Here is a 24,889-nt window from a genome sequence, read left to right on the forward strand (position 1 = left end):
ATCTGTAGACAGATTGTGAAAGGATGCACTTAAACTAACGGGGCAGAATTGTTTAAGAAGAAGTTGGGGTTTTTATGTGACATTCAAATGAATATATAACTTTAATAATTAGAATAGGGATGATTGAAATAGAAAAATTAGTATTACAAAAGTGTATTGATTATTCCTCAAATTTAAATTTTATAGATGGTCAAATAACAAAAGATGGAACGTTACTGCTAATTGAGAGTAATTTACAGGAATTAGATTTCTTTCAGCGTCCTGTACCAAAAAACAACTGGACCATTCGAATGATTAAAGGCAATAGTGTAGAAACAATTGAATTAATGGATGTTCCTCTTATACCGACAGAAGTAGATTTATTTTCAGACGGTACTTTACTAATTGTACAAGGTCGTTGTTTAAAAGATGGAACTTATATTGAACGAAATGCAAGAAGATACAACCCAAACGGGCAACTAATTGAAGCCTTTACACTCGGAGATGGCATTGAACACGTACAAATTGATGAAACAGATACAATTTGGGTGAGTTATTTTGATGAAGGAGTATTTGGTAATTTTGGATGGGTACAGCCTATGGGTAGTGAAGGTCTTATTGCTTATGGAATAAATGGCCAAAAATTATGGGGAGCAGGTAATTATGGAATCATTGATTGTTACGCCTTGAATGTTGTAAGTTCAAAGGAAGTAAATTTCTATTACTATGATGATTTTTTTCTTGTTCAACTTAATGAATTCAAAGAGACTATTCGCTATCGTATAGAAGGTGACGATACAATTCAACAATTTATGTTCGACCAAACTGGTTTAATTGGTCAAGTAGATATGAATACAATAATGCGTTTTAAAATAAAAAATAGGACAATCACTCCAAAGGAAAAACTACAATTAACAGATGAAAAAGGCAAACCTATCATTGGTCCTGTGTTTATGCGAGGAATGTTTCTATATGCATATAGTAAAGACGGAATATATATAAAGAGATTGTGAATAAATGTACTTAAAGTAAAGGGTGCTTTCCTGTAAGAAGGACATAGCACCTTTTTGTTAAATATAAAGAGGGGGATTTAAGTTTGATAATAATAAAAAGTTGTGCTAAAGTGTATAGTGAATGACAATCAGTCATATTGAAAGGAGGACTCGGTATAGTGGATAAAAGAGAAAGAATAATTCAAGCAGCAATTGATGTGTTCTCTGAAAAAGGCATAGAAAAAGCTACAATTTCTGAAATCGTTAATAAGGCAGGCATTGCTCAGGGTACTTTTTATTTGTATTTCACTTCTAAATTAGCTGTTATGCCAGCCATTGCAGAAGTGATGGTTAATAAAATTTTAGAGGGTATAACAAGCGAAGTAAAGGATGGTCCGATTAGCCAGCAAATAGAAGTTATTATACGTGTAATATTTAATATAACAAATGAGTATAAAGAGCTTACAAAGTTAATTTACACTGGCCTAACACAAACACAGTATGTAGGTAATTGGGAAACAATATATGCTCCGCTGTATCGTTGGATTGAGGACTTATTACAAAAAGGAAAGGAAGCTCAAGCCATTCATCCCGACGTGAACATCAAATATACTGCGAAAATTCTTATAGGATCAATCGAATCGGTAGCAGAGCAGGTTTATCTTTACGATCATCTAGATGCAGAATCCATTGCTGGGCATAAGAAGGAACTTCATAAATTTGTAACTAACGCTTTAAGAGCTTACCAATAGCGTTTTTTTTAAAACAAAATGACTGACGTTCATTCATAAGTTTAAGGATTTTACTAAATTTATAAGGATGGTGTTCTATATGAATAGAGCTTGGATATACGTAATAATGACTTGTTTATTCGAGTTGCTCTGGATTTTGGGTTTCAATGTTGCCAACGCATGGTGGCACTGGGCAATTATTGTGCCGATTATTATTGTAGACTTTCTTGTTCTTTCAAAAGCATGTGAGTTGTTACCAACGGGTACTGTTTATGCAATCTTCGCAGCAGCTGGTACAGTCGGTACTTCTCTTATGGATGTATTTATATTTGGAGAAGCATTTAGTATGGAAAAAGGATTTTTTATAGGATTACTCGTTATTGGTGTTATAGCTTTGAATCTTACGGATAATTCGAAATCAGAAGAAGGAGTTGCTTAATGTGGGGTGGATATACGTATTTATTGCCGCAGCACTCGAACTAGTTGGTGTTATTGGCTTAAATAGATTCAGCAAAAGAAAATCATTTTTTAATACATTGTTTTTTTTCGGGGGATTTGGAGGTTCATTTGTTTTTCTTTATGCCTCCTTTCATTATCTTCAAGTAAGTGTTGCATATGCTGTTTGGATTGGTGTAGGAACGGCTGCAGCTGTTCTTGTAAATATGATTTTTTTCAATGAGTCGAAGAACTTTGGGCGTGTAATGAGCCTAATTGTTATTATTATTGGTGTAACAGGGTTAAAAGCCGTTTCTTAATTTATAAATAGGGAGAACAGTTGGGTTAATGAAATTAGTCAACATGCTTAAAGGTACGGAAATACTCCTTTAAGAATTTATGTGAGGTAAGAAAATAAATATATTTTTTTAGAACAAACAGTTGCAAGACTTTTGGAGTAGGAGTTGTCATTACGCCTGCTCCTTTCCTATTGCGTATTGTATAATGGGTAGAAAGTTCGTGAAACTATGTACTTAAAGTAACGGGGGCTTTACTTGAATAAGAGATTGTCAATTTGAAAGGTGCAAGATAGTTGAAGAAGAAAAATATAACTCTATTGGGGTGATTAGATGAATTATACTTGCCCTTGCTGTGGATATTTAACATTAGATGAGAAACCTCCTGGAACATACGATATATGTAGTATTTGTTTTTGGGAAGATGATGATGTTCAGTATAATGATCCCAATTATGAGGGTGGAGCTAACGTTCCATCGTTAAGGCAAGCACAACAAAATTTCATTAAATTTGGGGCTTGTGATGAAGGCAGTATAAAATTTGTAAGGAAACCAAATCAAGAAGACATTAAAGATCCGAATTGGAAACCGTTATGAGTATACATCGCATTAATAATTATATTTCTTCTTCAACAAACGGGTGCTTTAATTATGTTCAAAATAAAACAGAACCCGTTACTAAAAGATGGTTTTGTGTTTCAGTGCAAACCATATTAGAAGTGTATAATTCGTAACAGGACTTAACTCTTTATCTCAAAGCATATGTCTACTGTGTCTCCATATAAAATTAAGGTTCCTTATATAAAATAAGCGTTCCTTAAATAAAATTAATGTTCCCAATCCGAAGGTTTTTCCGGTACTTTTCCCGGCAGACCTTCGGTTTTTTTATGCCAAAATTGGAGGGGGTCTAATCTTGATCCAAGATTTTAAAGATCTTTTGGGCCATTTTTCTTGTTCAAGTAAAGGTCAGTTTAGTTGAATAAAGAAATTCTGTATTGACAAATATAAATAAATAGATAAAATTAATAACAATTAATATCTGCATAACGAAGATTTGTTTAAAGCAATTCGGAGTATAAGAACAAAGGCTATGATAAGAAAGAGTAGCAATCATGTAAACAGACAGAAAGTTACCGGTTGATGAGAGGTGCATGTTGAACGATTGTGAATACATCTTGGAGCTGTGTACCGAAAAGTAATCACTTAGTAGGCTACACCGGTTAAGCACCCGTAATCATGTGCTAAAGTATCGTCAAACGACTGTACTTTCAAAGGTAAGCAATGTGAGTTGCTTATGAATTAAAGGTGGTAACACGAGATAAATCGTCCTTTTGGTTAATCCAAAAGGGCGTTTTTTATTTAATTCTTTGTTTCTTATAGAACTTGCAATATTAGAAATAATATTCCAAGGAGATGTTAGTATGTTAGTAAAACCTGAAGATCAAGTAAAAATCATCATGAAGGGTGTTCAAGAAATAGTAAATGAAGAAGAGTTATTGGCAAAATTAGAGAAGTCGTATCAGTCACAGACTCCTCTTACTATTAAATTAGGACTTGATCCTTCTGCCCCTGATATCCATTTAGGTCATGCAGTTGTATTGAGAAAAATTAAACAAATGCAAGATTTAGGACATAAGGTTGTCATTATCATTGGTGATTTTACAGGGCGTATTGGTGACCCAACTGGAAAAGCAAAAGGACGTATAGCTTTAAGTGATGAGCAGGTTAAAATAAACGCAAAAACGTACTGTGAACAAATCTTTAAAGTGTTAGATTCAGAAAAAACAATTGTCCGTTTTAATAGTGAGTGGCTATCAAAATTAACATTTGAGGAAGTCATTAAACTAGCAGCAACGACATCAGTTGCAAGAATATTAGAACGTGATGATTTCCAAAATAGATACAAAAATCAAGTGCCAATTGGAATTCACGAATTTTTCTACCCACTAATGCAAGCATACGATTCGGTAGAGGTACAAGCAGATGTCGAATTAGGTGGTACAGACCAAACATTTAACATTCTAATGGGGCGTACACTTCAAAAACATTGGGGATTAGAAAAGCAAATTGCAATTTTTATGCCATTACTTGAAGGTCTTGATGGTGTAGAGAAGATGAGTAAAAGCCTTGGTAATTATATTGGTGTTGATGAACCAGCAGAAGTAATGTTTAAAAAGGTTATGGAAGTACCAGACGAACTCATTATTAAATATTTTGAATTAGCAACGGATGAACATCCAGATGAAATTGATAAAATAAAACAACGCCTCGAACAAGGAGTCAATCCAAGAGATGTTAAACTTAAATTAGCTGAAATCATTACAAACTTATACTGGGGCGAAGAAGAAACGAAAAGAGCGATAACATATTTTGAAACAGCTTTTAGTAAAAAGGAAATACCAGATGATATTCCAGAATTAATAATAGAAATTGGTGCAGAAACAGTCGAAGCTATCATTCCTCAGCTAATTGAAAAAGAATTTGTAAAAAGTAAAAGCGAATTTGTGCGGTTAATTAGACAAAATGGTGTTCAACTTAATCAAGAAAAAATAAGTGAAGATGATTTAGACCGTGTATTAATGAATGAAGATGTATTACAAATTGGTAAAAAGCGATTTATACGTTTAATTAAATAATTTATAAATCTGTACGGAAGCGTTAATCTGATTATTGAGTGATTAACGCTTCTTTTATAGCTGAAGTTTATTGTGCTAACGGGTGCTTTAGTTAAATATCAATGAATAAAAATCAGCCTGTATCTTATGTTACTATTAAGTAATTTAAGATACAGGTTTTACTATTTTTGAAATAATTACCTTTCACTTCAAATACATGTATTCAAAGTGAAAGTATTGATTTAAATGATTCTTTTGTAATTTACTCTTGATAACAAACTACTCCATCACAAGAAGATATCCATGTAACGAAACGATTAGTAGAATCAGGAAAAATGATTGGGATCGAATTACTAGACCATTTAATTATAGGTGATCATAAATTTGTCTCGTTAAAGGAAAAAGGATACGTATAAGTACTATCAATTTTTATAGTTTTTTCGTATAATTAAATAGATAAAGTATGAGCGCCATTTTCATATTTAGTTGAAAGTGGCGCTTCTTGAGATTGGAAAGAGTTGGACGCAGTTACATATTTCCATACCATCATTATGGCATATTTGATTATATTATACGGTCCACCACATAAAATATAAGAGAACTGTCAGGCATAGAAAGAAAACTTACATGATACTGGAGAGGAAGATTTTATTGGGTATCTTTGGATTTTCTCAAGATTTAGGGATTGATTTAGGTACTGCAAATACATTGGTATTTGTTAAAGGAAAAGGTGTAATCTTACGAGAACCATCTGTGGTTGCTAAGAATGTAGATACAGGTGAAATAGAGGCAGTAGGTAATGCTGCAAAGAATATGTTAGGTAGAAATCCTGGTAGTATTTCCGTTATTAGACCAATGAAGGATGGCGTTATAGCAGATTATGATACTACCGCTGCTATGATGCAATACTATATAAAACGAGCAATGAGAAGCCGCTCTTCATTCGCTAAGAAGCCAAATGTAATGATCTGTGTACCGTCTGGTATTACAATGGTGGAAGAGCGAGCGGTTATTGACGCTACGAAACAGGCTGGTGCCAAAGAAGCCTTTCCAATTGCAGAGCCATTTGCAGCTGCAATTGGCGCGGGACTACCTGTATGGGAGCCAACAGGTAGCATGATAGTTGATATAGGTGGTGGAACAACGGAGGTTGCTGTGATATCGCTAGGAGGAATTGTATCCTCGGAATCTATCCGCAATGCTGGTGACAATATGGATACTTCTATTGTAAATCATATTCGGAAGAAGTATAGTTTAATGATTGGTGAAAGAACAGCAGAGCAAATCAAGCTAGACCTTGGTTCAGCAAATGATGAAATGATAGCGGATGAGGAAATGGATATCCGTGGAAGAGATTTACTTACTGGGTTACCGAAAACGATAACTATTACTGGTAGTGAAGTCTCTGAGGCTCTTCAGGATACAGTAGATGCTATTGTTGATGCAGTGAAAATCACGTTGGAAAAAACGCCTCCCGAACTAGCAGCTGATATTATGGATCGTGGAATCGTGTTATCTGGTGGAGGAGCATTATTGCGTAACCTTGATAAAAAAATTAGTGATGAGACTAAGATGCCAGTGTTTGTCGCTGATAACCCATTGGATAGTGTTGTTATCGGCACTGGAAAATCGTTAGAATATATTCAGCATTTTAAAGGACAACCAAATGTATCTTCTCGTCCTACAGTAGAATAAGTAGGTGTTTTCATGTCATTTTTTCGTAAAAAAAGATTATTTATTATCCTAATTGGGATCATTGTCCTAGTTGCCTTAGTTGGGTTCTCAATAAGGGATAGGGTAAATTTAACTACAGCAGAGCAATTTGTAAGTGATGTTATTGGTGTTGCACAGAATGTCATATCAACACCTGTAAAATACGTAGCAGGTATCTTTGGAAATATAGATGATATTCGAAATACGTATGAGGAGAACCAAATCTTAAGAGAAAGATTAGCACAATACAAAGGGCTAATCTATGAAGTACAAGAAATTAAAGATGAAAATGAAGAACTGAGAGCGTTGCTCGATAAAGAAGATTCCATACGCTCCTACAACCCTATTCATGCAACGGTAACAGCGAGGTCCCCTGAAAGATGGATTGAGCAGCTAACAATTAATAAGGGGAGTTCAGATGGTGTAGACGTAAATATGGCAGTTATTACCGCAGAGGGTATGATTGGTAAGGTTCAATCTGTCTCACCAAAGACTGCTACGGTCCAATTGCTAACCGGTTTTGATGAATTTAATCGGATATCTGCAACAGTATCAAGAGAAGGTGGAAAGGGTATATTTGGTCTAATTGAGTCCTATGATAAGGAAACAAATTCACTGTTATTTAAAATCATTGAGGATTCCGACGAGGACATCGAAGAAGGGGAATTAGTTGTATCTTCTGGTATGGGTGGCGTATTCCCTGCTGGCCTACCAATCGGCACTGTGAAAGAGATAATCCCAGATCAATATGGGTTAACGCGAACTGCATTAGTAGAGCCTGCAGCGAATATGTATGAAATTAATCATGTGGTAGTAGTGGAACGATTATTAGGTCAAGATGATGAGGATGAGGATGAAGAAGAAGAGGGGGAAGAGGAATGAAACGTATATTCCTACCCCTTATTCTACTGTTAATCCTTGTCTTAGAGGGCGTGGCATTAGATATTTTGCCAAGTAGTCTCCTTGACGGTGACATCATGATTACGCCACATTGGATTTTAATGTTTTTGGTATTAATTGCCATCTTTTACGACCACGATAATTCTTATTATTCTATTATGTATGCTTTAATTTTCGGGCTTTTATTTGATATTGCCTATACAGGCATATTGGGTGTATATATGTTTACCTATGGTGTTACGATGTACATTATTCTTGAACTACGAAATATGTTGCATAGTAATATTTATTCAACGTTATTGTTTGGTATAATAAGTATAACAATTGCAGAGTTGATGATAAATCTTATCTATTATGTTATCGGAATTATGAGTGCAGAATGGATGGATTACATCATGTTACGATTATTACCATCTATTTTGGCGAATTCTATTTTCCTACTCATTATTTATCCATTATTTGCAAAACGACTTGCAAAATGGAAAACGGATAAAACATGATAGATTAGATAGTTGTTATTCCATTATACCTACACGTAAAGATTTGAAAGCACTAATGAGGTGAAAGCGTTGCAAGACATGAAACCAAAACAGTATGTTACGATAAAAGGCACGAGAGACGGGCTTACACTATTCATTGATGATCGTTGTTCATTTGAAGATGCGTGTAGGGAATTACAAGAAAAATTATCTGTTAATCATTCCAAAAAGGATGAACAGGTTGTACCCGTAACAGTTAACCTTGGAAATCGTTACTTATATGATGATCAAAGGGAACAACTAGAGAACATTATTACCGAAAAGAAACAATTTACTGTTCAATCCGTAGAATCGAATGTCATTCTTAGGGATGAAGCACTTGCCATGCTCGAGGATACAGAAATTAAGGTTTACAATCGAATTGTTCGGTCTGGACAAGTTCTCGAGGTAAACGGTGATGTGCTATTAATAGGGGATGTCAATCCTGGTGGGAAAGTAGTTTCTACGGGGAATATATATATTATGGGTAGTCTGCATGGGATTGCTCATGCAGGGGTAAATGGTGACCATAATGCCATTATAACTGCTTCTTATATGAATCCAAGTCAACTCCGTATAGCTGATTACATAAGTCGTGCACCAGATTACCAATCAGACGGTGTATATATGGAATGTGGTCTCATCGATACAGAAAAAGACAAAATTATCATTGATAGATTGCAAGTTTTAACACATAAACGCAAACGTTTAAGTGGATTCGAAAGGAGAATAATCAATGGGTGAGGCAATTGTTATAACATCTGGTAAAGGTGGGGTTGGGAAAACGACTACTACCGCAAATTTAGGTACTGCACTAGCATTAATGGGTAAAAAGGTTTGCTTAATTGATACCGATATCGGACTGCGAAATCTAGATGTGGTAATGGGACTTGAAAATCGCATTGTATACGACATAGTAGATGTTATTCAAGGCCGTTGCAAATTAAAACAAGCATTGATTAAGGACAAGCGTTTTGATTATTTATCACTACTTCCTGCTGCACAAACTAGTGATAAGACAGCAGTTACGCCAGAAGGCATGCGTGAAATTGTGAAGGAATTAAAAACAGAATATGATTATATCATTATTGATTGCCCTGCTGGTATTGAGCAAGGATATCAAAATGCTGTAGCAGGGGCAGATAAAGCTATTGTGGTGACAACGCCTGAGAAATCTAGTGTTCGTGATGCCGATCGAATCATCGGTCTACTAGAAAAAGAGGATATGGACCCACCTTCCTTAATCATTAACAGAATACGTAAGCATATGATGAAGAATGGCGATATGCTTGAAATCGATGAAATCGTACAAATTTTATCGATTGATCTAATTGGAATTGTTTTAGATGACGATGAAGTTATTAAAGCATCCAATCACGGAGAACCAGTTGCATTCCAACCAAACACAAAAGCTTCTATAGCATACCGAAATATTGCAAGAAGAATTCTAGGAGAATCTGTACCATTACAATCACTAGAAGACGAAACCGGTATGTTCAAGAAAGTTAAAAAGTTCTTTGGCATTAGGAGCTAGCAGTAAGAAAATAAAAGAGGATGGAACAAAACTATTTTTAACATAGGAAAACCGAACATGAAAGTTAGCGCATCAGACCCGCCCCGGAAATATACTACGCGTCCGTGGGCGGCTGGTGAGCCTCCTCAGAGCTAAAGCTCTTCCGGGGTCTCAGGCAGTGCCCTTTCCTCCCACAGGAGTATCCGTATATTTCCTGGTAATGATAGTGATTGTTCGTTTTTTATTACCCTATGTTTTCGTTTTGTTCCAACCTCTTTTTTGATTGAACAGCAAATCCAAATATTCGTGTAAAGCTTGTTCCTCTCACCATACTAAATTAAGTTCGGACAATCATATCTTGTCCTAGCCCTTCATACAATTGTATAAATGATGAATGAAGGAATGAGGACGAATGAAGAAAGAAATAAAAGATGTTAGAAAATCAATCAATGAACGGAAAAAATCACGTGGAATCCCAACCAAATCAAATCCTAATAAAATAAGTACCATCATACCTTCTTTACCACAGGATGAAGAAAGACATGGATTTTATCCAAACTTTATTGATCCTTCATCCTCTAATCAGACAAGAAGTAATGCTATCACAGGTATTATGTTAAAAGGTATTTTTTCTGTCATGTTGTTTTTCTCTATCGCCATTATATGGCAAAGTGATGCGGAATTTTTTGATAAACCACGAGAATGGACGAGCAGTGTACTGACAGAGGATTTTCCTTTTGCTAGTGTTTATAAGTGGTATAAAGATTCTTTTGGTACTCCTCTAGCCTTCTCGCCTAGCGATAAAGAGGAAGTGGAAGAAGTAGCACTCGTATTACCAGTCTCTGGTAATGTGATAGAGACTTTTCAATCTAATGGTAAAGGAATTATGATTGCTCCTCAGGAAACTACAGCTGTCGCTGCATTAAGTGAAGGTGTTGTTATATTTGCGGGGAAAAAACAAGATACCGATAAAACAGTAATTATTCAACATGCCGATGGATCCACTTCAACATATGGCTTCTTAAGTTCCATTGATGTTCATCTGTATCAAGTTGTAAATAGCAAGCAAAGGCTTGGGGAGTTTACACCTACAACGGATAATGAAATGGTATATTTTGCGATTGAAAAAGACAACGAATTTGTTGACCCTGTTCAGGTGATAGAAGTTGATGAAAATCCGTAAACTAATACCTCCTATACACATTCATCCATTATTATTAGTTTTTATGATTATTTCCTTTTTGACTGGTACATTTGTTGAAATGTTCATCATTCTAATGATTGTTTTATTACATGAATTAGGTCATTATATGGCAGCTTCCTACTTTAATTGGCGAATTAATCAAGTTATGTTATGGGTTTTTGGGGGTGTGATGGATACCGATGAACAAGGCAGTAGACCTGTAAAAGAAGAATTTCTTGTCACGATAGCAGGTCCCATTCAACATCTTATTATTTATGTTCTCATGTTTTTTGCATCCTGTTTTTCTCTGCTACCAAGTTCAATCATTGATACAATCTTATTCTATAATACAACAATTCTAGTGTTTAATTTGCTTCCTATATGGCCACTGGATGGAGGAAAGCTATTATTTTTTTTGCTATCCCAAAGGTACTCGTTTCAACGCGCCTATAATACGGCATTAGTTTTTTCTATTATAATCTGTTTGGTAATTATTGTAATACAGCTGTTATTTTTCCCATTTACACTCAGTGCGTTATTAATTATGGTGTTTTTACTTTTAGAAAACAGAGCCGATTGGAAGAAGAGACATTTTGTTTTCATTCGTTTTCTCTTAAATCGGTATAAAGGGAACAACTGGATAAAATCAGTAAGCCCAATAACAGTGCCATTTCAGTATACGCTCATGGATGTGTTCTCGCAGTTTAAGCGAGATGTAAAGCACGCGATTTACATACAAATGCCTGATAATCAAAGACTAGCAATTGATGAAACGGAATGCTTAAAAAGTTATTTTTATGATCAAAACTACAATAAAACGGTCGGTGAAGTGGCAACATATACAACGATATAGAAAGTTTCTTGACAAAGATAAGCATACATGATAACATTTTTATGTTATTCATCGTAGCACCCGTTGCTACAACCGCACAGAACAGGTCATGGAAAAACTATAATAGTTTACCTGTATGGCGAGTCTGAGTTAATTAAGGAGGTGCAGTTATGTACGCTATTATCGAAACAGGTGGTAAGCAAGTTAAAGTTGAAGAAGGCCAAGTAATTTACGTTGAAAAAGTTACAGCAGACGTGGATGAAACTGTTACTTTTGACAAAGTTCTTTTCGTAGGTGGGGAAAACGTTCAAGTTGGTTCTCCTTATGTTGAAGGTGCTACTGTTACGGCTAAAGTTGAAAAACATGGTCGTCAAAAGAAAGTCACTGTATTCAAATTCAAGCCTAAGAAAAACTATCATAAGAAGCAAGGTCATCGTCAGCCTTATACTAAATTAGTAATCGAAAAAATTAACCAATAAGGGTCTTGTTATGATAAAAATAACTGTATACCGAGATAATAATCAAATAAAAACCTTTGAATTATCTGGACATGCAGAGAGTGGACCCTACGGATATGATTTGGTTTGTGCTGGGGTATCTGCGGTTTCATTTGGAGCAGTAAATGCTGTATTGAAATTAACAGATATTGATCTGGCAATTGAACAAGGTAGTGAAGGTGGTTATCTTCGCGTATCGATTCCAGATTCTGTTCCATCAGAAATAATGGATAACGTACAACTCTTGTTCGAAGGTATGATTGTATCACTTCAAACGATTGAACGTGATTATAGTCAGTTTATAACGATACAAAGTAAATAGGAGGTGCTCTAATGCTACGTCTAGATTTACAGTTCTTCGCATCTAAAAAGGGTGTAGGTAGTACAAAGAACGGTCGTGACTCTGAGTCCAAACGTCTTGGTGCTAAACGTGCTGATGGTCAATTCGTAACTGGTGGATCTATTCTTTACCGTCAACGCGGTACAAAAATCTATCCAGGTGAAAACGTTGGCCGTGGTGGTGATGACACACTTTATGCTAAAATCGACGGTGTTGTAAAATTCGAACGCTATGGTCGTGATCGCAAAAAAGTTAGTGTATACCCAGTTGCTCAAGAAGCATAATATGACATACAAACTCCAATCATTTTAGATGGTTGGGGTTTTTTTATTAGATTTAATTAAGTATCCAATTCATCTTGCTCTCCATTTAATGTATGAATGCCCATTTTCTGCTATAATTCTACATAATGGGGGAGGATAATGTGGATGCTAAAGAAGTGATTCAATTATTACGATTACAAAGGCATGATTTAATGAATGATTTACAAATCGTGCATGGATACTTAAGCATGGGTAAGGCGGATAAAGTAAAAGTAAAGGTAGACGAGATAATTGAGGGGTTAAATCGTGAGCGATTATTGATGAATAGTAGTTGCCCTAACTTTGCACTATGGTTAATACAGACGAATTTACAACATAATCATATCCAATTTACATATGAAATAGGTACAAGTAATAGGAATCTACAAGCCTATGATAAGGTGTTAACGGATATCGGAAATACAATAGTTGATTACATTTTAGTGGATAAATTTGAAATAATAAATGGTGTATTACAGCTAATTGAAGAAGATTCAGTCGTTAAGTTGGTTGTGACACTCAGTAGTCCGCCAATTAGCTCGGAAAGATGGAAAAATAGAATGGCTGAAAAGCTAAATAATGTGTGGATACAAGCAGAGGAACTGGAATCTAGTGTTAGGTTTACGTTTTCCCTATCCTCGCTTGAATAGATGAGGTGAGTATTATGTTTGTCGATCAAGTCAGTGTCTACGTAAAGGCAGGAGATGGTGGTAATGGTCTTGTTGCTTATCGTAGAGAGAAATATGTACCGTTGGGTGGTCCAGCGGGTGGAGATGGCGGGAATGGTGGTGACGTTATCTTTAAGGTGGATGAAGGATTAAATACACTAATGGATTTACGTTACAACCGTCATTTTAAAGCCAAACGTGGCGAAAATGGAATGAGCAAAAATCAGCATGGTAAAAATGCAGCACCATTAATTGTTTCAGTACCACCTGGAACAACCATTATGGATGAGGATACCGAACAAGTCATTGCCGACTTAACCATTCATGGGCAAGAGGCTGTCATTGCCAAAGGTGGTAGAGGTGGTAGAGGGAATTCTCGTTTTGCAACGCCAAGAAACCCAGCGCCAGATTTTGCGGAGAATGGTGAGCCTGGTGAAGAGAAAAACATAAAAGTGGAATTAAAGCTTATTGCAGATGTGGGACTTGTTGGATTTCCAAGTGTTGGAAAATCTACATTCTTATCTGTTGTAAGTGCAGCTAAACCAAAAATCGCTGATTATCACTTTACTACATTAGCTCCTAATTTAGGTGTTGTTGATACTGGAGATCAACGAAGCTTTGTCTTAGCAGATTTACCTGGATTAATTGAAGGAGCCCACCAAGGAATAGGTTTAGGGCATCAATTTTTACGCCATGTGGAGCGGACAAGAGTAATTATCCATGTTATTGATATGGCAGGAACAGAAGGAAGAGATCCTTTTGAAGACTATGTCAAGATTAATACAGAACTGAAAGAATATGATGAAAAACTAATGACAAGGCCACAGGTTATTGCGGCAAACAAAATGGATATGCCGGGTGCGGAGGAGAATTTAGAGAAATTTAAAGAACAGCTTGGTGAAGATGTACCTGTATATCCAGTATCTGCTCTTACGAAGGATGGATTAAGAGATATATTATATGCCGTAGCAGACCTTCTAGAAACAATACCGAAGTACGCTCCGCAATTGGAGGAAACAGAAGAAAAGGTTGTTTATCGTTATCAAAAAGAAGATAAAGGATTTACCATTACTCGTGAGGATGATGGTGCCTTTGTTGTTTCAGGTCCAAAAATTGAAAAATTATTTAAGATGACAGATTTCAATCGTGAAGAAGCAATTCGTCGTTTCGCACGTCAAATGCGTTCCATGGGAGTGGATGAAGAACTTCGTAAAAAAGGAGCAGAGGACGGCGACACAATCCGTATATTACAATTCGAATTTGAATTTGTTGATTAAGTCATTCTCTCTTGAGAATGGCTTTTTTGCTGATAGGGTAAGTAAAAAAAACTTGTAGTCAGGAGTAGATATGGAAATAATCGTTTTAGGACAATAATATGAGCTCAGATGATTTTCATTCTTTTCGAATAAAGTTCAACATTTCCATTTAAGTTGCATATCTTGGTATAGAGTGATTAGCCCAGAAATCGAGAAGTGAAAGGAGTTCGTTGAACATTGAAAATTCATATTGTACAAAAGGGAGATACAATGTGGGAGCTGTCTAAAAAATATGGAGTTGATTTTGAAGCATTAAAAGCTGCAAATTCACATATTTCTAGTCCAGATATGATTATGCCTGGTATGAAAATACGTATTCCAACTAATGCTAAAACAGTAAAGAAAGAGGCGCCCGTAAAAGAAGTGAAGGAAGTGAAAAAAGAGGTCAAGAAAGAAAAGCAAGTAGAGACGCCGTATAAGGATATCAGTCCTAAACCACTTCCAGTTATTAAAGAAGATGATGAGAAGCCAGAAATGGTCGTAAAACCAGAACTTCCAATGCCTCAGATGCCACAAATTCCACAAATGACGATGCCGCTAATGCATGCTCCGAAAATAGAACAGGAAAAGCATACAACGTATAATATGACCTTTAATATTGATGAAAGCTCTGAGAGTAAAGAATCATCGGAGAAAGATGTACATCATGCAAAACAACCGAAAGCACAGCCGATAAGCTATCAACCAATTTCACAACCAATGCACCAACCGGTTCAGATGATTCCTTGTTATCCTATCAATCCTTGCTGGGGAATGCATCCGATGGTTCCCATTCATCCAGTACCATTACCAGCACATATGGTTTATCCGCAACAAATGCCAATGGTGGAGGATGTAACGGGGGATTGTGGTTGCGGTGCTCCAAAAATCCCACCAATGGGTGATGTATCCCCATTTAATCCTGCAATGTACCAAGGTCAGCCAATGGTACCACAATTTGATCCAAGTATGATGCAGGGTACTGGACAACAGCCAATGCAATTCGATCCGGAAATGATGCAAAATCAAGGCCAGCCAATGATGCCGCAATTCGATCCGGATATGATGCAAGAGCAAGGACAACCGATGATGCCACAATTCGATCCAAATATGATGCAAGGCCAAGACCAACCGATGATGCCACAATTTGATCCGAATATGATGCAAAATCAAGGCCAGCCAATGATGCCACAATTTGATCCAAGTATGTTCCAAGGGCAGGCTAATATGCCACAAATGGGACCGAATACGACGTATCCATTTATGTCGGGTTTTCCTGAAGATGGTTTTCCTACCCCTCCCGGATTCGGTGAATTAAGAGCGGATAATGAGGAAGAGTCAGCAGATTGAGTAAACAATCAAGTAGAGACGATCAACGAATCAATCGTCTCTCTTCTTTTTTATATTGGGAGGGGAGGATTGAGGCGAGAAAGATTCATCCTATTAAACGTAATATATATTTAATCGAAACAAACTCAGGAGATAAATATGTCTTAAAAGGCCATTCCAATGTCATAAATCTAAAACAACAATGGGAATTTTTTGAACGTGTTCAATCTAAGGAAATTGTGCCATTTGTACGCTATCCGAATGGAAAAAAGGAAATCTCAACTGGAACAAATTATTATTGGACGATTTCACCATATGTTTCCGGCAGAAAATTAAATTATCAAGTAGAGAGTGATAGGCAAAAAGCAGTGAGCACATTAAAACTTTTTCATGCTACAGCTAATCAAATCTACGTGAAAAATATGGTTAGAAAACAATTATTTGTAAAACGATGGCATGCAAGACTAATGAAATTTATAGAAACCGAGCAACTTTTTGAAAAGTATCGGTATTTATATTTATTTCAGGATATAACAATGTCGATGAAGCACTATTTAGAAAAAGTCTCCAATTATCCATGGAACAAAGAACAATTAATGGCAGAAAGAAACGGTACCTGGGTTCATGGGGATGTTGCATCACATAATTTTATTCATCATGATGATACAGTTATCATTGATTTCGATTTATTACAATGTACATTTCAGGATAACGATTACATCCAACTGGCACAACGTTTTTTACCCGCTATTAATTGGGAAGTGGATACTTTGTTATCTTATAATATGGTACAGGAAGAAGCGATGGAACGGTATTTAATGACAACATTTATTCCAAGTGATATGTTACGGGAATGGTTACATTTTTTGACGAGAAAACGGCGGATTAGTGTGGAAATGTATTTACAATCGATGGAACAAGAATGGATAAATCGTAAAGAATTTCTAAAGGAGTCGAAGCGGATTATTGGGTAGAAGGATTTTATGGTCTTGTTATCGGTATAAATCTATTTCCAAAAATTATGTAAAAAGGATAATATAACCGCTTCTAAATAACCTCTCTAGTAGCAAACTAGCTGTAAGGGAGGTTTTATTATGCGTAGGAAATTACTTCTTGCATTCGTGAGTTTAATATTAACTGCTGCTTGTGGTAATGAAACAGAAGAAGGAATGAATGATTCGACCAATAATTCAATTCAACCGATTAATTATGAAACACCGAAGGAACAAGAAGAACGAATAAATAACCAGGAGAAAACAATTGGAGAATTAGGTGGCTATCCACAAAGTGAGCAAGAATATGTCAACGAAGGTGATAAAAATTTAGACGCTGAAAATGAGGATCGTTTTACGAACGAAAGGACGTTGCAAATTTCGGAATATTTGTCAGAAAGAAAAGAAATTGTTCAAGCACAGGTGGCAGAGACGGATGATCGAATTATTGTTGCAATCATGACCGGAAATAAATATTACCCCAATTTAGCAGATACTATCGAGGAAGAAGTTAAACAAATTGTCTCAGATAAGGAAGTTGTTGTATACTCAGAATCAACCTGGTGGGATCGTAGACGTAACCAAAATAGTAACCCTAACCTTGATGAAGAAGTGGAAAATAATCTAAATGATTTTTATCATCAAGGAAACGAATAAAAGTCAGAATCAGTATTATCGGGCCTACAGAGAGAAATCTTTGTCAGGCTTTTTTTAATTTCTTCTGTTGGTAATATTTCGGCAACTGTGACAGCTCTATTCATGGGCTCTTGTGTATGCTGGTTCGTAGAAATTGTGTTAGAATAGGAAAAGGATTTATAGTGGGGAGAAGATAGTATGATTTCGTACTTACGAGGAAATTTAGTTTCCATACAAGATGAAGCAATTATAATAGATGTTAATGGAGTTGGCTATGAAGTAGTTTGTCCAAATCCATTTGCCTTTCAAGATTCTTTAAACAAGGAATTTCAAATACATACTTTTTTCCATGTTCGGGAAGATGCACAAATTTTATTTGGTTTTAAAAATGAGGATCAGAAATATTTATTTACTAGACTTCTTTCGGTTTCAGGAATCGGCCCTAAAGGCGCCTTAGCTATTCTTGCGGGGGTTAATATTCCTGATTTTGTTGCCGCAGTGGAACGTGAGGATGATAAATTCCTGACTAGTTTCCCTGGTGTTGGGAAAAAAACAGCCAGACAAATTATTTTAGATCTAAAAGGTAAACTAACTGCGAACTTCACTATTTCTGATGTCGAGGTAGAAAATAAAACGACTTCTACTAGCCTATCTTCTGATCAATTAAAAGAAGCTATCGAGGCGTTAAAAGCATTAGGATATATGGATAAAGAAATTAAATTAATCTTACCAGCATTGAAAAAATCGCTAACTGATAGAACTAATACAGATGAAATTATTAGAAAAGCATTAAGCTTACTTATGAAAAAGTAGGAAGGGGGCAATGTAATGGATGAGAGAATGGTTACAGGTGAATTACATGAGGAAGAATCCTATGTTGAACTTAGTCTTCGCCCCACAACATTAAATCAGTATATTGGACAGGACAAGGTAAAGGAAAACTTAACAATCTTTATCCAAGCGGCTAAGATGCGGAATGAGCCATTGGATCATGTGTTGTTATATGGACCACCAGGGCTTGGTAAAACAACATTAGCTGCTATTATTGCGAATGAGATGGGTGTTAACTTTCGTTCAACATCAGGACCTGCAATTGATCGTGCGGGCGACCTGGCAGCAATTCTCACTTCCTTAGAAGTTGGTGATGTCTTATTTATTGATGAGGTTCATCGCTTGCCACGAGCAGTGGAAGAAGTATTATATTCTGCGATGGAAGATTTCTTTATTGATATTGTTATCGGGACAGGACCAAGTGCGCGGTCGGTAAGAATTGATTTACCACCTTTCACACTAGTTGGTGCAACGACGAGGGCAGGTTTACTGTCGGCCCCTTTACGTGATCGTTTTGGCGTTCTTTCAAGGTTGGAATACTATGAGACAAAGGATTTACGAGCGATTGTGGAACGGACAGCAGAGATTTTTGATACGAAAATTGTAAAAGAGGCCGCAATAGAAATTGCCCGACGTTCCAGAGGGACACCTCGTATTGCCAATCGACTTTTACGCAGAATTCGGGATATATCCCAAGTAAAAGGGGAAGTTGAGATCAGTTTAGAAACAACGGATATAGCCCTCGGAATGTTACAAGTGGATGATCAAGGATTAGACCATATTGATCATAAACTATTAAAAGGCATTATTGAAGGCTTTCAAGGAGGACCAGTTGGGTTAGATACGATTGCAGCAACCATTGGTGAAGAGTCTCAGACCATTGAGGATGTGTATGAACCCTATTTATTACAGATTGGTTTTATTCAGCGAACTCCGAGAGGGAGAGTTGTCACACCAAAGGCGTATCAACATTTTGGTATGAAAGTGAATGATGAAACGTGAATATTGGTAAGATGTTTATTATAATTGGAATTATACTGGTCGTTATAGGGCTAATATGGACATTTATTGGTAGATTACCTGGCGATATTTCGTTTAAAAAAGGAAATGTTACCTTTTACTTTCCGATCATGACATCTATTATAGTAAGCATTATCTTATCATTATTATTTTTTATTTTAGGACGATTTCGTTAAACTGTTTAAAGGAGTAACACCATGAATATTGAAGATTTTGATTTTAACTTACCAGAAGAATTAATCGCACAGACACCATTACGTGAGCGAAGTGCATCTAGATTAATGGTATTAAATAGAGATACGAAGGAAATAGCACATAAACAGTTCCCAGATATTAAGCAATATTTAAAACCTGGGGATTGCTTAGTATTAAATGATACACGTGTCTTACCTGCAAGATTATATGGGGTAAAAGAGGACACAGGAGGAAAAGTAGAGATTCTACTGCTCAAACAGCTAGAAGGGGATTCTTGGGAAGTTCTAGCTAAGCCTGCTAAACGCATGAAAGAAGGTAGCACCTTGATTTTTGGTGAGGGCAAGCTACGAGCAACTTGTACAGGTACTTTAGAGCATGGTGGCCGTATATTGCAATTTGACTATGAGGGGATCTTTTATGAGGTGTTGGAGGAGCTAGGAGAAATGCCTTTACCACCGTATATAAAAGAGCAATTACCAGAAAAAGAACGGTACCAAACCGTGTATGCGAAAGAAAAAGGGTCAGCAGCGGCTCCAACAGCAGGATTACATTTTACTACTGAATTACTAGAAGAGATTAAAGAAATGGGTGTCACGATTGCTTTCATTACACTTCATGTTGGACTTGGAACATTCAGACCCGTATCTGTAGATAATATTGATGAGCATAAAATGCATTCAGAGTTTTATGTGATGTCACGGGAGACCGCAGAAACACTGACTCGGGTAAGAGAAAATGGTGGTAGAATCATTTCTGTTGGTACAACCTCAACAAGAACACTAGAGACCATTACACGTGATAATAATGGACAATTTGTTGAATCAAGTGGTTGGACAGATATATTTATATACCCGGGATTTGAATATAAGGCAATTGATGGATTAATCACAAATTTCCATCTGCCAAAATCAACGTTAATTATGTTAGTCAGCGCGTTTGCTGATCGAGATTTTATACTGAAAGCTTATCATGAGGCAGTTAAAGAAAAATATCGCTTCTTTAGTTTTGGCGATGCGATGTTAATTATGTAGAAGAGGAAAGATACAATGACAACACCGATACGTTATGAATTAATTAAAACAGATAAACAAACAGGAGCGAGACTTGGAGTCGTTCATACACCACATGGTTCATTTGAAACGCCGACATTTATGCCGGTAGGAACTCTCGCGACGGTCAAAACAATGAGTCCTGAGGATTTAGAATCGATGGGAGCGAATATTATTCTATCGAATACGTACCATCTCTGGTTGCGCCCTGGTGAAAATATCATCAAAGAAGCTGGTGGGCTGCATAAGTTTATGAATTGGGATGGCGCAATTCTCACTGATTCAGGTGGTTTCCAGGTATTTAGTTTGAGTGATATGCGAAAAATAACGGAAGAAGGGGTGCATTTCCGTAATCATTTAAATGGTGAAAAGCTATTTTTATCCCCAGAAAAAGCCATGCAAATTCAAAATGATTTAGGCTCAGATATTATGATGGCATTTGATGAATGCCCACCATACCCAGCAACACATGAATATATGAAGCAATCTGTGGAAAGAACTTCTAGATGGGCAGAGAGATGTTTAGCTGCTCATGCCAGACCAGATGTGCAAGGGTTATTCGGGATTATTCAAGGTGGAGAGTATGAAGATTTGCGTAAACAGAGTGCACAGGACTTAATTTCGCTTGATTTACCTGGCTATGCAGTTGGGGGACTTTCGGTTGGAGAACCGAAGGATGTTATGAATCGAGTATTAGAGTTTACGACACCATTAATGCCTAGTAATAAACCACGATACCTAATGGGAGTTGGTTCGCCAGATTCCTTGATAGACGGTGCGATACGTGGGATTGATATGTTTGATTGTGTATTGCCGACGCGAATTGCCCGTAATGGTACATGTATGACATCATCAGGAAGGTTAGTAGTAAGAAATGCCAAATATGCACGTGATTTCGGTCCAATTGATGAAAACTGTGACTGTCATGTTTGCCGAAATTATACTCGTGCCTACATCAGACATCTAATAAAATGTAATGAAACGTTTGGTTTTAGACTTACTACTTATCATAACTTATATTTTCTGTTAAAATTAATGGAGCAAGTACGACAAGCAATACGCGAAGATCGACTTGGTGACTTTAAAGAAGAATTCTTCGAGCAATACGGATTAAATAAACCGGATGCCAAGAATTTTTAATGAGCGTTTAGAAAATCATGATTTTTTAAACGAATGGATTGGAAAGGAGGGACAAGTATATGGAGAGTTTCATTACGTTATTACCCTTAATAGCTATGTTTGTAATTTTCTATTTCTTGCTGATTCGTCCGCAACAAAAGCGTCAGAAACAAGTAAGGCTAATGCAGTCTGAACTTAAAAAAGGTGATTCTGTTGTGACGATAGGTGGTTTCCATGGCGTGATTCATGCTTTAGATGAAGACACTGTAGTATTACAAGCAGGAGACGGTTCTAAACTTACATATGATCGTTCTGCGATTCGTGAAGTTAAAACTGTATAATCAAAAGGTAAAAGAGACTGACCTAGGTTAGTCTCTTTTACTTTCGAATCTACTAGCAATTGTTTGATTAACAATAAATTTTATTCCTGATTAGAGGTAATATTGACACCGACAGCCCCACCGAATAGCGCTGCTAAAATATAAAAGAAATGATGGATGGCTTGTTGTAAGTTGAAGCCAACCTGATATCCGAGGTATTGAACTAGGAAAGTGAACACGGTAAATCCTAATCCGGTAATCGCACCAATCATCCACCCTTTCTGTTTTCCTTTCGCTCCAGCAACTGCCCCACCGATAAATAAAGAGATTAATCCGATAACAAGTGTTACCCAATCTGTTGCAGGTTCATTAAAAGTAGAGAATCGTAATAATAGAGCCAATGCCATACTAGAAACAAGAATTAATCCAAGTACAACAATCCATCCGTAAAGTAACGCTGTAAATTGTTGATTTCGCATGAGAATCCCCCTCACAAAAGTCCTTTTATAGTATTCATATTCTTGTCCGTTGAAAAGTAGACGAGTTTTTTATAGATTTATTTACTATCAACGAAATGTACTAGTGCATTCCCTTGTCAATTTAAGACTTAATCCATTTTTGTAAAAATGGAATTTGTTCTAGTTCTTCCTTCGTGATAAATCGCAAAATAAATAGTAAGATGAGATAGATAGCTGTTAAGGCAATCAATGATAGTCCAAATAGAAATAGGTTTGGATCGTAATTTATATAAATGTCATAAAGTAACTTACCAGTAAACCAAGTGGCGAGAATTAAGACAATCATTTTTGCGATGTCTTTGATTGGAATGTAGAAATTAATAGCCTGACGCAAGGAGGCTAAATGTAATAATGTTATGAGAATGACACCGACTGACATGGCAATTGCAACTCCCATGATGCCAAAGCTTTCATTTGAGGCTAGAATAAATAGTACAATGAATTTTACGACAGCACCTATTAAGCTATTCCACATTGCTGCCTTGGCTAAATCTAATGCTTGAAGCGCAGCTTGTAATGGTGACTGGATATAAAGTAAAATATAGAATGGTGCCATAAATATAAGAATATTGCTTGCATTAGCTGTACCATACATAAAAGATAGGATTGGAACGGCAAAAATCGTTAATACGACCGTAGCAATCGCTCCCGAAGCAAATGATATCCGAATGGATTGATGGATGCGATAGTGTATAAGGCTAGTATTTTGCCTTGCATCTGCTTCTGAGATATTAGGTACGAGTGCGATAGATAATGACTGGGTAATAAAGGTTGGTAGAAACAGAAGCGGTAAAACAAACCCAGTTAATTCTCCGTACTGCTTTGTAGCTAATGCACCTGATATACCTGCGAGAGCTAGGCTGTTCGTTACAATAATGGGTTCAAGAAAATAAGAGAATGAACTAATCATTTTACTACCAGTACTCGGCAGAGCAATAGAGAATAACTCTTTCACGGTTTTCTTACTTGCTTTTACATAGGCAAAAAAGCGATGCCGTATACGAATTGTTTTTTTGCGTTTAAACAGATATATCATATAGAGTAGGGAAGCAAATTCGCCTAAAATAACACTAATCATGGCTCCTGCTGCTGCGTACTCTATTCCATAAGGGAGTAGTAAATGTACAAATAAGGCAACACAGCTAATACGTACGATTTGTTCAATAACTTGTGAATAGCTCTGTGGTTTCATGTTTTGTTTTCCTTGAAAATAACCGCGTAAAACGGATGAAACAGCCACAATAGGGATGATTGGGCTAACTGCGATTAACGGATAAAGTGTACGTTCATCTGTTAATAATGTAGTGGCGATAAAAGGTGCTGCAAAGATCATGGCTGTTGTAAAGATAATACTAGAAATGGAGGTAATAATAATCGAAACTACTAATATTCGTTTTATTTTCGCATGATCTTGCTGTGCATCTGCTTCTGCTACACGTTTTGATATAGCAACAGGTAGTCCAAGTTGTGTAAGTGTCATGACTAAAAATAGAGTAGGAAGGGCCATCATATATAGCCCTACGCCTTCTTCTCCCATCAGTCTGGCAACTACAAGACGATTAATAAATCCTAGAAAACGAGTAATCATGCCTGCTGCTATTAAGATGAGTGTCCCTTGGAGAAAAGTTTGTTTAGACACATCGACGACCTGCCTTCTCAAAAAATAAAATTTCATATACAATGATATATATGCAATTGGTGTAGCCAAGCATGACAACTTGTACAATCTTATTACAATCTTTCTAGGAAGGTGAAGGTCTTGGAGATAAAGAAGACTGTTGAAGCATGGAAGCAGGAGTTAAGACCAGCTTTAGAAAGTAAGACGCAAGAATTTCAAATGATGGGGTATTCTCGAGCAACAGAAGAAGATATTTGGAATTGCCTGATGAAGAAAGTGTGGAAAGGCAATCCAGAAAAAAGACTTTACGAAGTTGTCCAAGATATACTACACCTTAGCTCGAGTACATATATGAGCTATTTGACCATAGATGCCTATCAAGATGATGATTTGATGGTTTCGATCGCTGCCTTAACTGGCAATAGCTAAACCCCTAAGCGTTACATATGTGTT

General features: G+C 36.5%; 31 protein-coding genes, 1 pseudogene and 2 other annotated features. Of the genes and pseudogenes, 30 read left to right on the top strand and 2 right to left on the bottom strand.

Going from position 1 to position 24,889, the window contains the following annotated elements; genetic code table 11:
* Positions 1-119: 119 nt before the first annotated feature.
* The 29 genes and pseudogenes from MKY78_RS17460 (at position 120) to yajC (ending at position 22,321) form a co-directional block, all read left to right on the top strand.
* Positions 120-992 (top strand): hypothetical protein, encoded by an 873-nt coding sequence (locus MKY78_RS17460; RefSeq protein ID WP_339214498.1) that lies wholly within the window; start codon positions 120-122, stop codon positions 990-992.
* 158 nt (positions 993-1,150) lie between these two features.
* Positions 1,151-1,723, top strand: a complete 573-nt coding sequence (locus MKY78_RS17465) for a TetR family transcriptional regulator (protein ID WP_339214500.1) — start codon at positions 1,151-1,153, stop codon at positions 1,721-1,723.
* A gap of 79 nt (positions 1,724-1,802) precedes the next feature.
* A complete protein-coding gene (locus MKY78_RS17470) occupies positions 1,803-2,141 on the top strand; it encodes an SMR family transporter (protein ID WP_339214502.1) in 339 nt (112 codons plus the stop codon).
* 1 nt (position 2,142) lies between these two features.
* The gene (locus MKY78_RS17475) at positions 2,143-2,457 is read left to right on the top strand and encodes an SMR family transporter (RefSeq protein WP_339214504.1); all 315 of its coding nucleotides are present in this window, start codon (positions 2,143-2,145) and stop codon (positions 2,455-2,457) included.
* A 309-nt stretch (positions 2,458-2,766) separates the two neighbouring features.
* Positions 2,767-3,030 carry a CPCC family cysteine-rich protein gene (locus MKY78_RS17480; protein ID WP_158324462.1) on the top strand — a complete coding sequence of 88 codons (264 nt, stop codon included), beginning with the start codon at positions 2,767-2,769 and terminating at the stop codon, positions 3,028-3,030.
* 484 nt (positions 3,031-3,514) lie between these two features.
* Positions 3,515-3,767 (top strand) — a binding site (T-box leader).
* 87 nt (positions 3,768-3,854) lie between these two features.
* Entirely contained in the window at positions 3,855-5,069 is a 1,215-nt protein-coding gene (gene tyrS / locus MKY78_RS17485) for a tyrosine--tRNA ligase (protein WP_339214505.1), read from the top strand.
* Between the two features lie 260 nt (positions 5,070-5,329).
* A pseudogene (locus tag MKY78_RS17490) lies at positions 5,330-5,464 on the top strand (JAB domain-containing protein); the annotation flags it as partial.
* Between the two features lie 235 nt (positions 5,465-5,699).
* A complete protein-coding gene (locus MKY78_RS17495; protein ID WP_339214506.1) occupies positions 5,700-6,743 on the top strand; it encodes a rod shape-determining protein in 1,044 nt (347 codons plus the stop codon).
* A gap of 12 nt (positions 6,744-6,755) precedes the next feature.
* A complete protein-coding gene (mreC, locus tag MKY78_RS17500) occupies positions 6,756-7,643 on the top strand; it encodes a rod shape-determining protein MreC (protein ID WP_339214507.1) in 888 nt (295 codons plus the stop codon).
* Positions 7,640-8,161 carry a rod shape-determining protein MreD gene (gene mreD / locus MKY78_RS17505; protein ID WP_339214508.1) on the top strand — a complete coding sequence of 174 codons (522 nt, stop codon included), beginning with the start codon at positions 7,640-7,642 and terminating at the stop codon, positions 8,159-8,161. Before mreC ends, mreD begins: the two co-directional genes overlap by 4 nt.
* Positions 8,162-8,239: 78 nt before the next feature.
* Positions 8,240-8,923 (top strand): septum site-determining protein MinC, encoded by a 684-nt coding sequence (minC, locus tag MKY78_RS17510; RefSeq protein ID WP_339217954.1) that lies wholly within the window; start codon positions 8,240-8,242, stop codon positions 8,921-8,923.
* Positions 8,916-9,713, top strand: coding sequence for a septum site-determining protein MinD (minD, locus tag MKY78_RS17515; RefSeq protein WP_339214510.1), 798 nt, complete (start codon positions 8,916-8,918; stop codon positions 9,711-9,713). The genes minC and minD overlap by 8 nt, the downstream gene beginning before the upstream one ends.
* 391 nt (positions 9,714-10,104) lie before the next feature.
* Positions 10,105-10,875, top strand: coding sequence for a M23 family metallopeptidase (locus tag MKY78_RS17520; RefSeq protein WP_339214511.1), 771 nt, complete (start codon positions 10,105-10,107; stop codon positions 10,873-10,875).
* Entirely contained in the window at positions 10,862-11,728 is an 867-nt protein-coding gene (locus MKY78_RS17525; RefSeq protein ID WP_339214512.1) for a M50 family metallopeptidase, read from the top strand. The genes MKY78_RS17520 and MKY78_RS17525 overlap by 14 nt, the downstream gene beginning before the upstream one ends.
* A gap of 60 nt (positions 11,729-11,788) precedes the next feature.
* Positions 11,789-11,864: a sequence feature (ribosomal protein L21 leader region), on the top strand.
* Between the two features lie 13 nt (positions 11,865-11,877).
* Positions 11,878-12,186 (top strand): 50S ribosomal protein L21, encoded by a 309-nt coding sequence (gene rplU / locus MKY78_RS17530; RefSeq protein WP_186870292.1) that lies wholly within the window; start codon positions 11,878-11,880, stop codon positions 12,184-12,186.
* A 10-nt stretch (positions 12,187-12,196) separates the two neighbouring features.
* Positions 12,197-12,526, top strand: coding sequence for a ribosomal-processing cysteine protease Prp (locus MKY78_RS17535; protein ID WP_339214513.1), 330 nt, complete (start codon positions 12,197-12,199; stop codon positions 12,524-12,526).
* A gap of 11 nt (positions 12,527-12,537) precedes the next feature.
* A complete protein-coding gene (gene rpmA, locus MKY78_RS17540) occupies positions 12,538-12,828 on the top strand; it encodes a 50S ribosomal protein L27 (protein WP_010098994.1) in 291 nt (96 codons plus the stop codon).
* 140 nt (positions 12,829-12,968) lie between these two features.
* A complete protein-coding gene (locus MKY78_RS17545; RefSeq protein WP_339214514.1) occupies positions 12,969-13,496 on the top strand; it encodes a Spo0B domain-containing protein in 528 nt (175 codons plus the stop codon).
* A gap of 14 nt (positions 13,497-13,510) precedes the next feature.
* Positions 13,511-14,791, top strand: coding sequence for a GTPase ObgE (gene obgE / locus MKY78_RS17550; protein ID WP_339214515.1), 1,281 nt, complete (start codon positions 13,511-13,513; stop codon positions 14,789-14,791).
* Between the two features lie 216 nt (positions 14,792-15,007).
* Positions 15,008-16,159 (top strand): SafA/ExsA family spore coat assembly protein, encoded by a 1,152-nt coding sequence (gene safA / locus MKY78_RS17555; protein ID WP_339214516.1) that lies wholly within the window; start codon positions 15,008-15,010, stop codon positions 16,157-16,159.
* Positions 16,156-17,112, top strand: a complete 957-nt coding sequence (locus tag MKY78_RS17560) for a phosphotransferase (protein WP_339214517.1) — start codon at positions 16,156-16,158, stop codon at positions 17,110-17,112. The genes safA and MKY78_RS17560 overlap by 4 nt, the downstream gene beginning before the upstream one ends.
* A gap of 120 nt (positions 17,113-17,232) precedes the next feature.
* Entirely contained in the window at positions 17,233-17,787 is a 555-nt protein-coding gene (locus tag MKY78_RS17565; RefSeq protein ID WP_339214518.1) for a YhcN/YlaJ family sporulation lipoprotein, read from the top strand.
* 177 nt (positions 17,788-17,964) lie between these two features.
* Positions 17,965-18,579 carry a Holliday junction branch migration protein RuvA gene (gene ruvA / locus MKY78_RS17570; protein WP_339214519.1) on the top strand — a complete coding sequence of 205 codons (615 nt, stop codon included), beginning with the start codon at positions 17,965-17,967 and terminating at the stop codon, positions 18,577-18,579.
* A gap of 15 nt (positions 18,580-18,594) precedes the next feature.
* Positions 18,595-19,599 (top strand): Holliday junction branch migration DNA helicase RuvB, encoded by a 1,005-nt coding sequence (gene ruvB / locus MKY78_RS17575; RefSeq protein WP_339214520.1) that lies wholly within the window; start codon positions 18,595-18,597, stop codon positions 19,597-19,599.
* An 11-nt stretch (positions 19,600-19,610) separates the two neighbouring features.
* Complete coding sequence (locus MKY78_RS17580; protein WP_186870301.1) at positions 19,611-19,793, top strand: DUF2905 domain-containing protein; 183 nt, start codon at positions 19,611-19,613, stop codon at positions 19,791-19,793.
* Between the two features lie 21 nt (positions 19,794-19,814).
* Complete coding sequence (gene queA, locus MKY78_RS17585) at positions 19,815-20,843, top strand: tRNA preQ1(34) S-adenosylmethionine ribosyltransferase-isomerase QueA (RefSeq protein ID WP_339214521.1); 1,029 nt, start codon at positions 19,815-19,817, stop codon at positions 20,841-20,843.
* A 15-nt stretch (positions 20,844-20,858) separates the two neighbouring features.
* Positions 20,859-22,001, top strand: a complete 1,143-nt coding sequence (gene tgt / locus MKY78_RS17590; protein WP_339214522.1) for a tRNA guanosine(34) transglycosylase Tgt — start codon at positions 20,859-20,861, stop codon at positions 21,999-22,001.
* Positions 21,985-22,173 (top strand): hypothetical protein, encoded by a 189-nt coding sequence (locus MKY78_RS17595; RefSeq protein ID WP_339217990.1) that lies wholly within the window; start codon positions 21,985-21,987, stop codon positions 22,171-22,173. Before tgt ends, MKY78_RS17595 begins: the two co-directional genes overlap by 17 nt.
* Positions 22,097-22,321 carry a preprotein translocase subunit YajC gene (gene yajC / locus MKY78_RS17600; RefSeq protein WP_255488127.1) on the top strand — a complete coding sequence of 75 codons (225 nt, stop codon included), beginning with the start codon at positions 22,097-22,099 and terminating at the stop codon, positions 22,319-22,321. The genes MKY78_RS17595 and yajC overlap by 77 nt, the downstream gene beginning before the upstream one ends.
* An 80-nt stretch (positions 22,322-22,401) precedes the next feature.
* Here yajC and MKY78_RS17605 read toward each other — a convergent pair whose 3' ends face one another.
* Positions 22,402-22,779 (bottom strand): TIGR04086 family membrane protein, encoded by a 378-nt coding sequence (locus MKY78_RS17605; protein WP_339214523.1) that lies wholly within the window; start codon positions 22,777-22,779, stop codon positions 22,402-22,404.
* A gap of 121 nt (positions 22,780-22,900) precedes the next feature.
* Positions 22,901-24,457 (bottom strand): stage V sporulation protein B, encoded by a 1,557-nt coding sequence (spoVB, locus tag MKY78_RS17610; protein WP_339214525.1) that lies wholly within the window; start codon positions 24,455-24,457, stop codon positions 22,901-22,903.
* 120 nt (positions 24,458-24,577) lie between these two features.
* On the opposite strand from spoVB, the gene MKY78_RS17615 reads away from it, so the two are divergent.
* On the top strand, positions 24,578-24,865 hold the full coding sequence (locus MKY78_RS17615) for a post-transcriptional regulator (protein WP_339214526.1): 288 nt from the start codon (positions 24,578-24,580) through the stop codon (positions 24,863-24,865).
* Positions 24,866-24,889: the final 24 nt, after the last annotated feature.

Source organism: Ornithinibacillus sp. FSL M8-0202 (assembly GCF_037975285.1).
In the GTDB taxonomy this organism is placed as follows: domain Bacteria; phylum Bacillota; class Bacilli; order Bacillales; family Amphibacillaceae; genus Ornithinibacillus; species Ornithinibacillus massiliensis.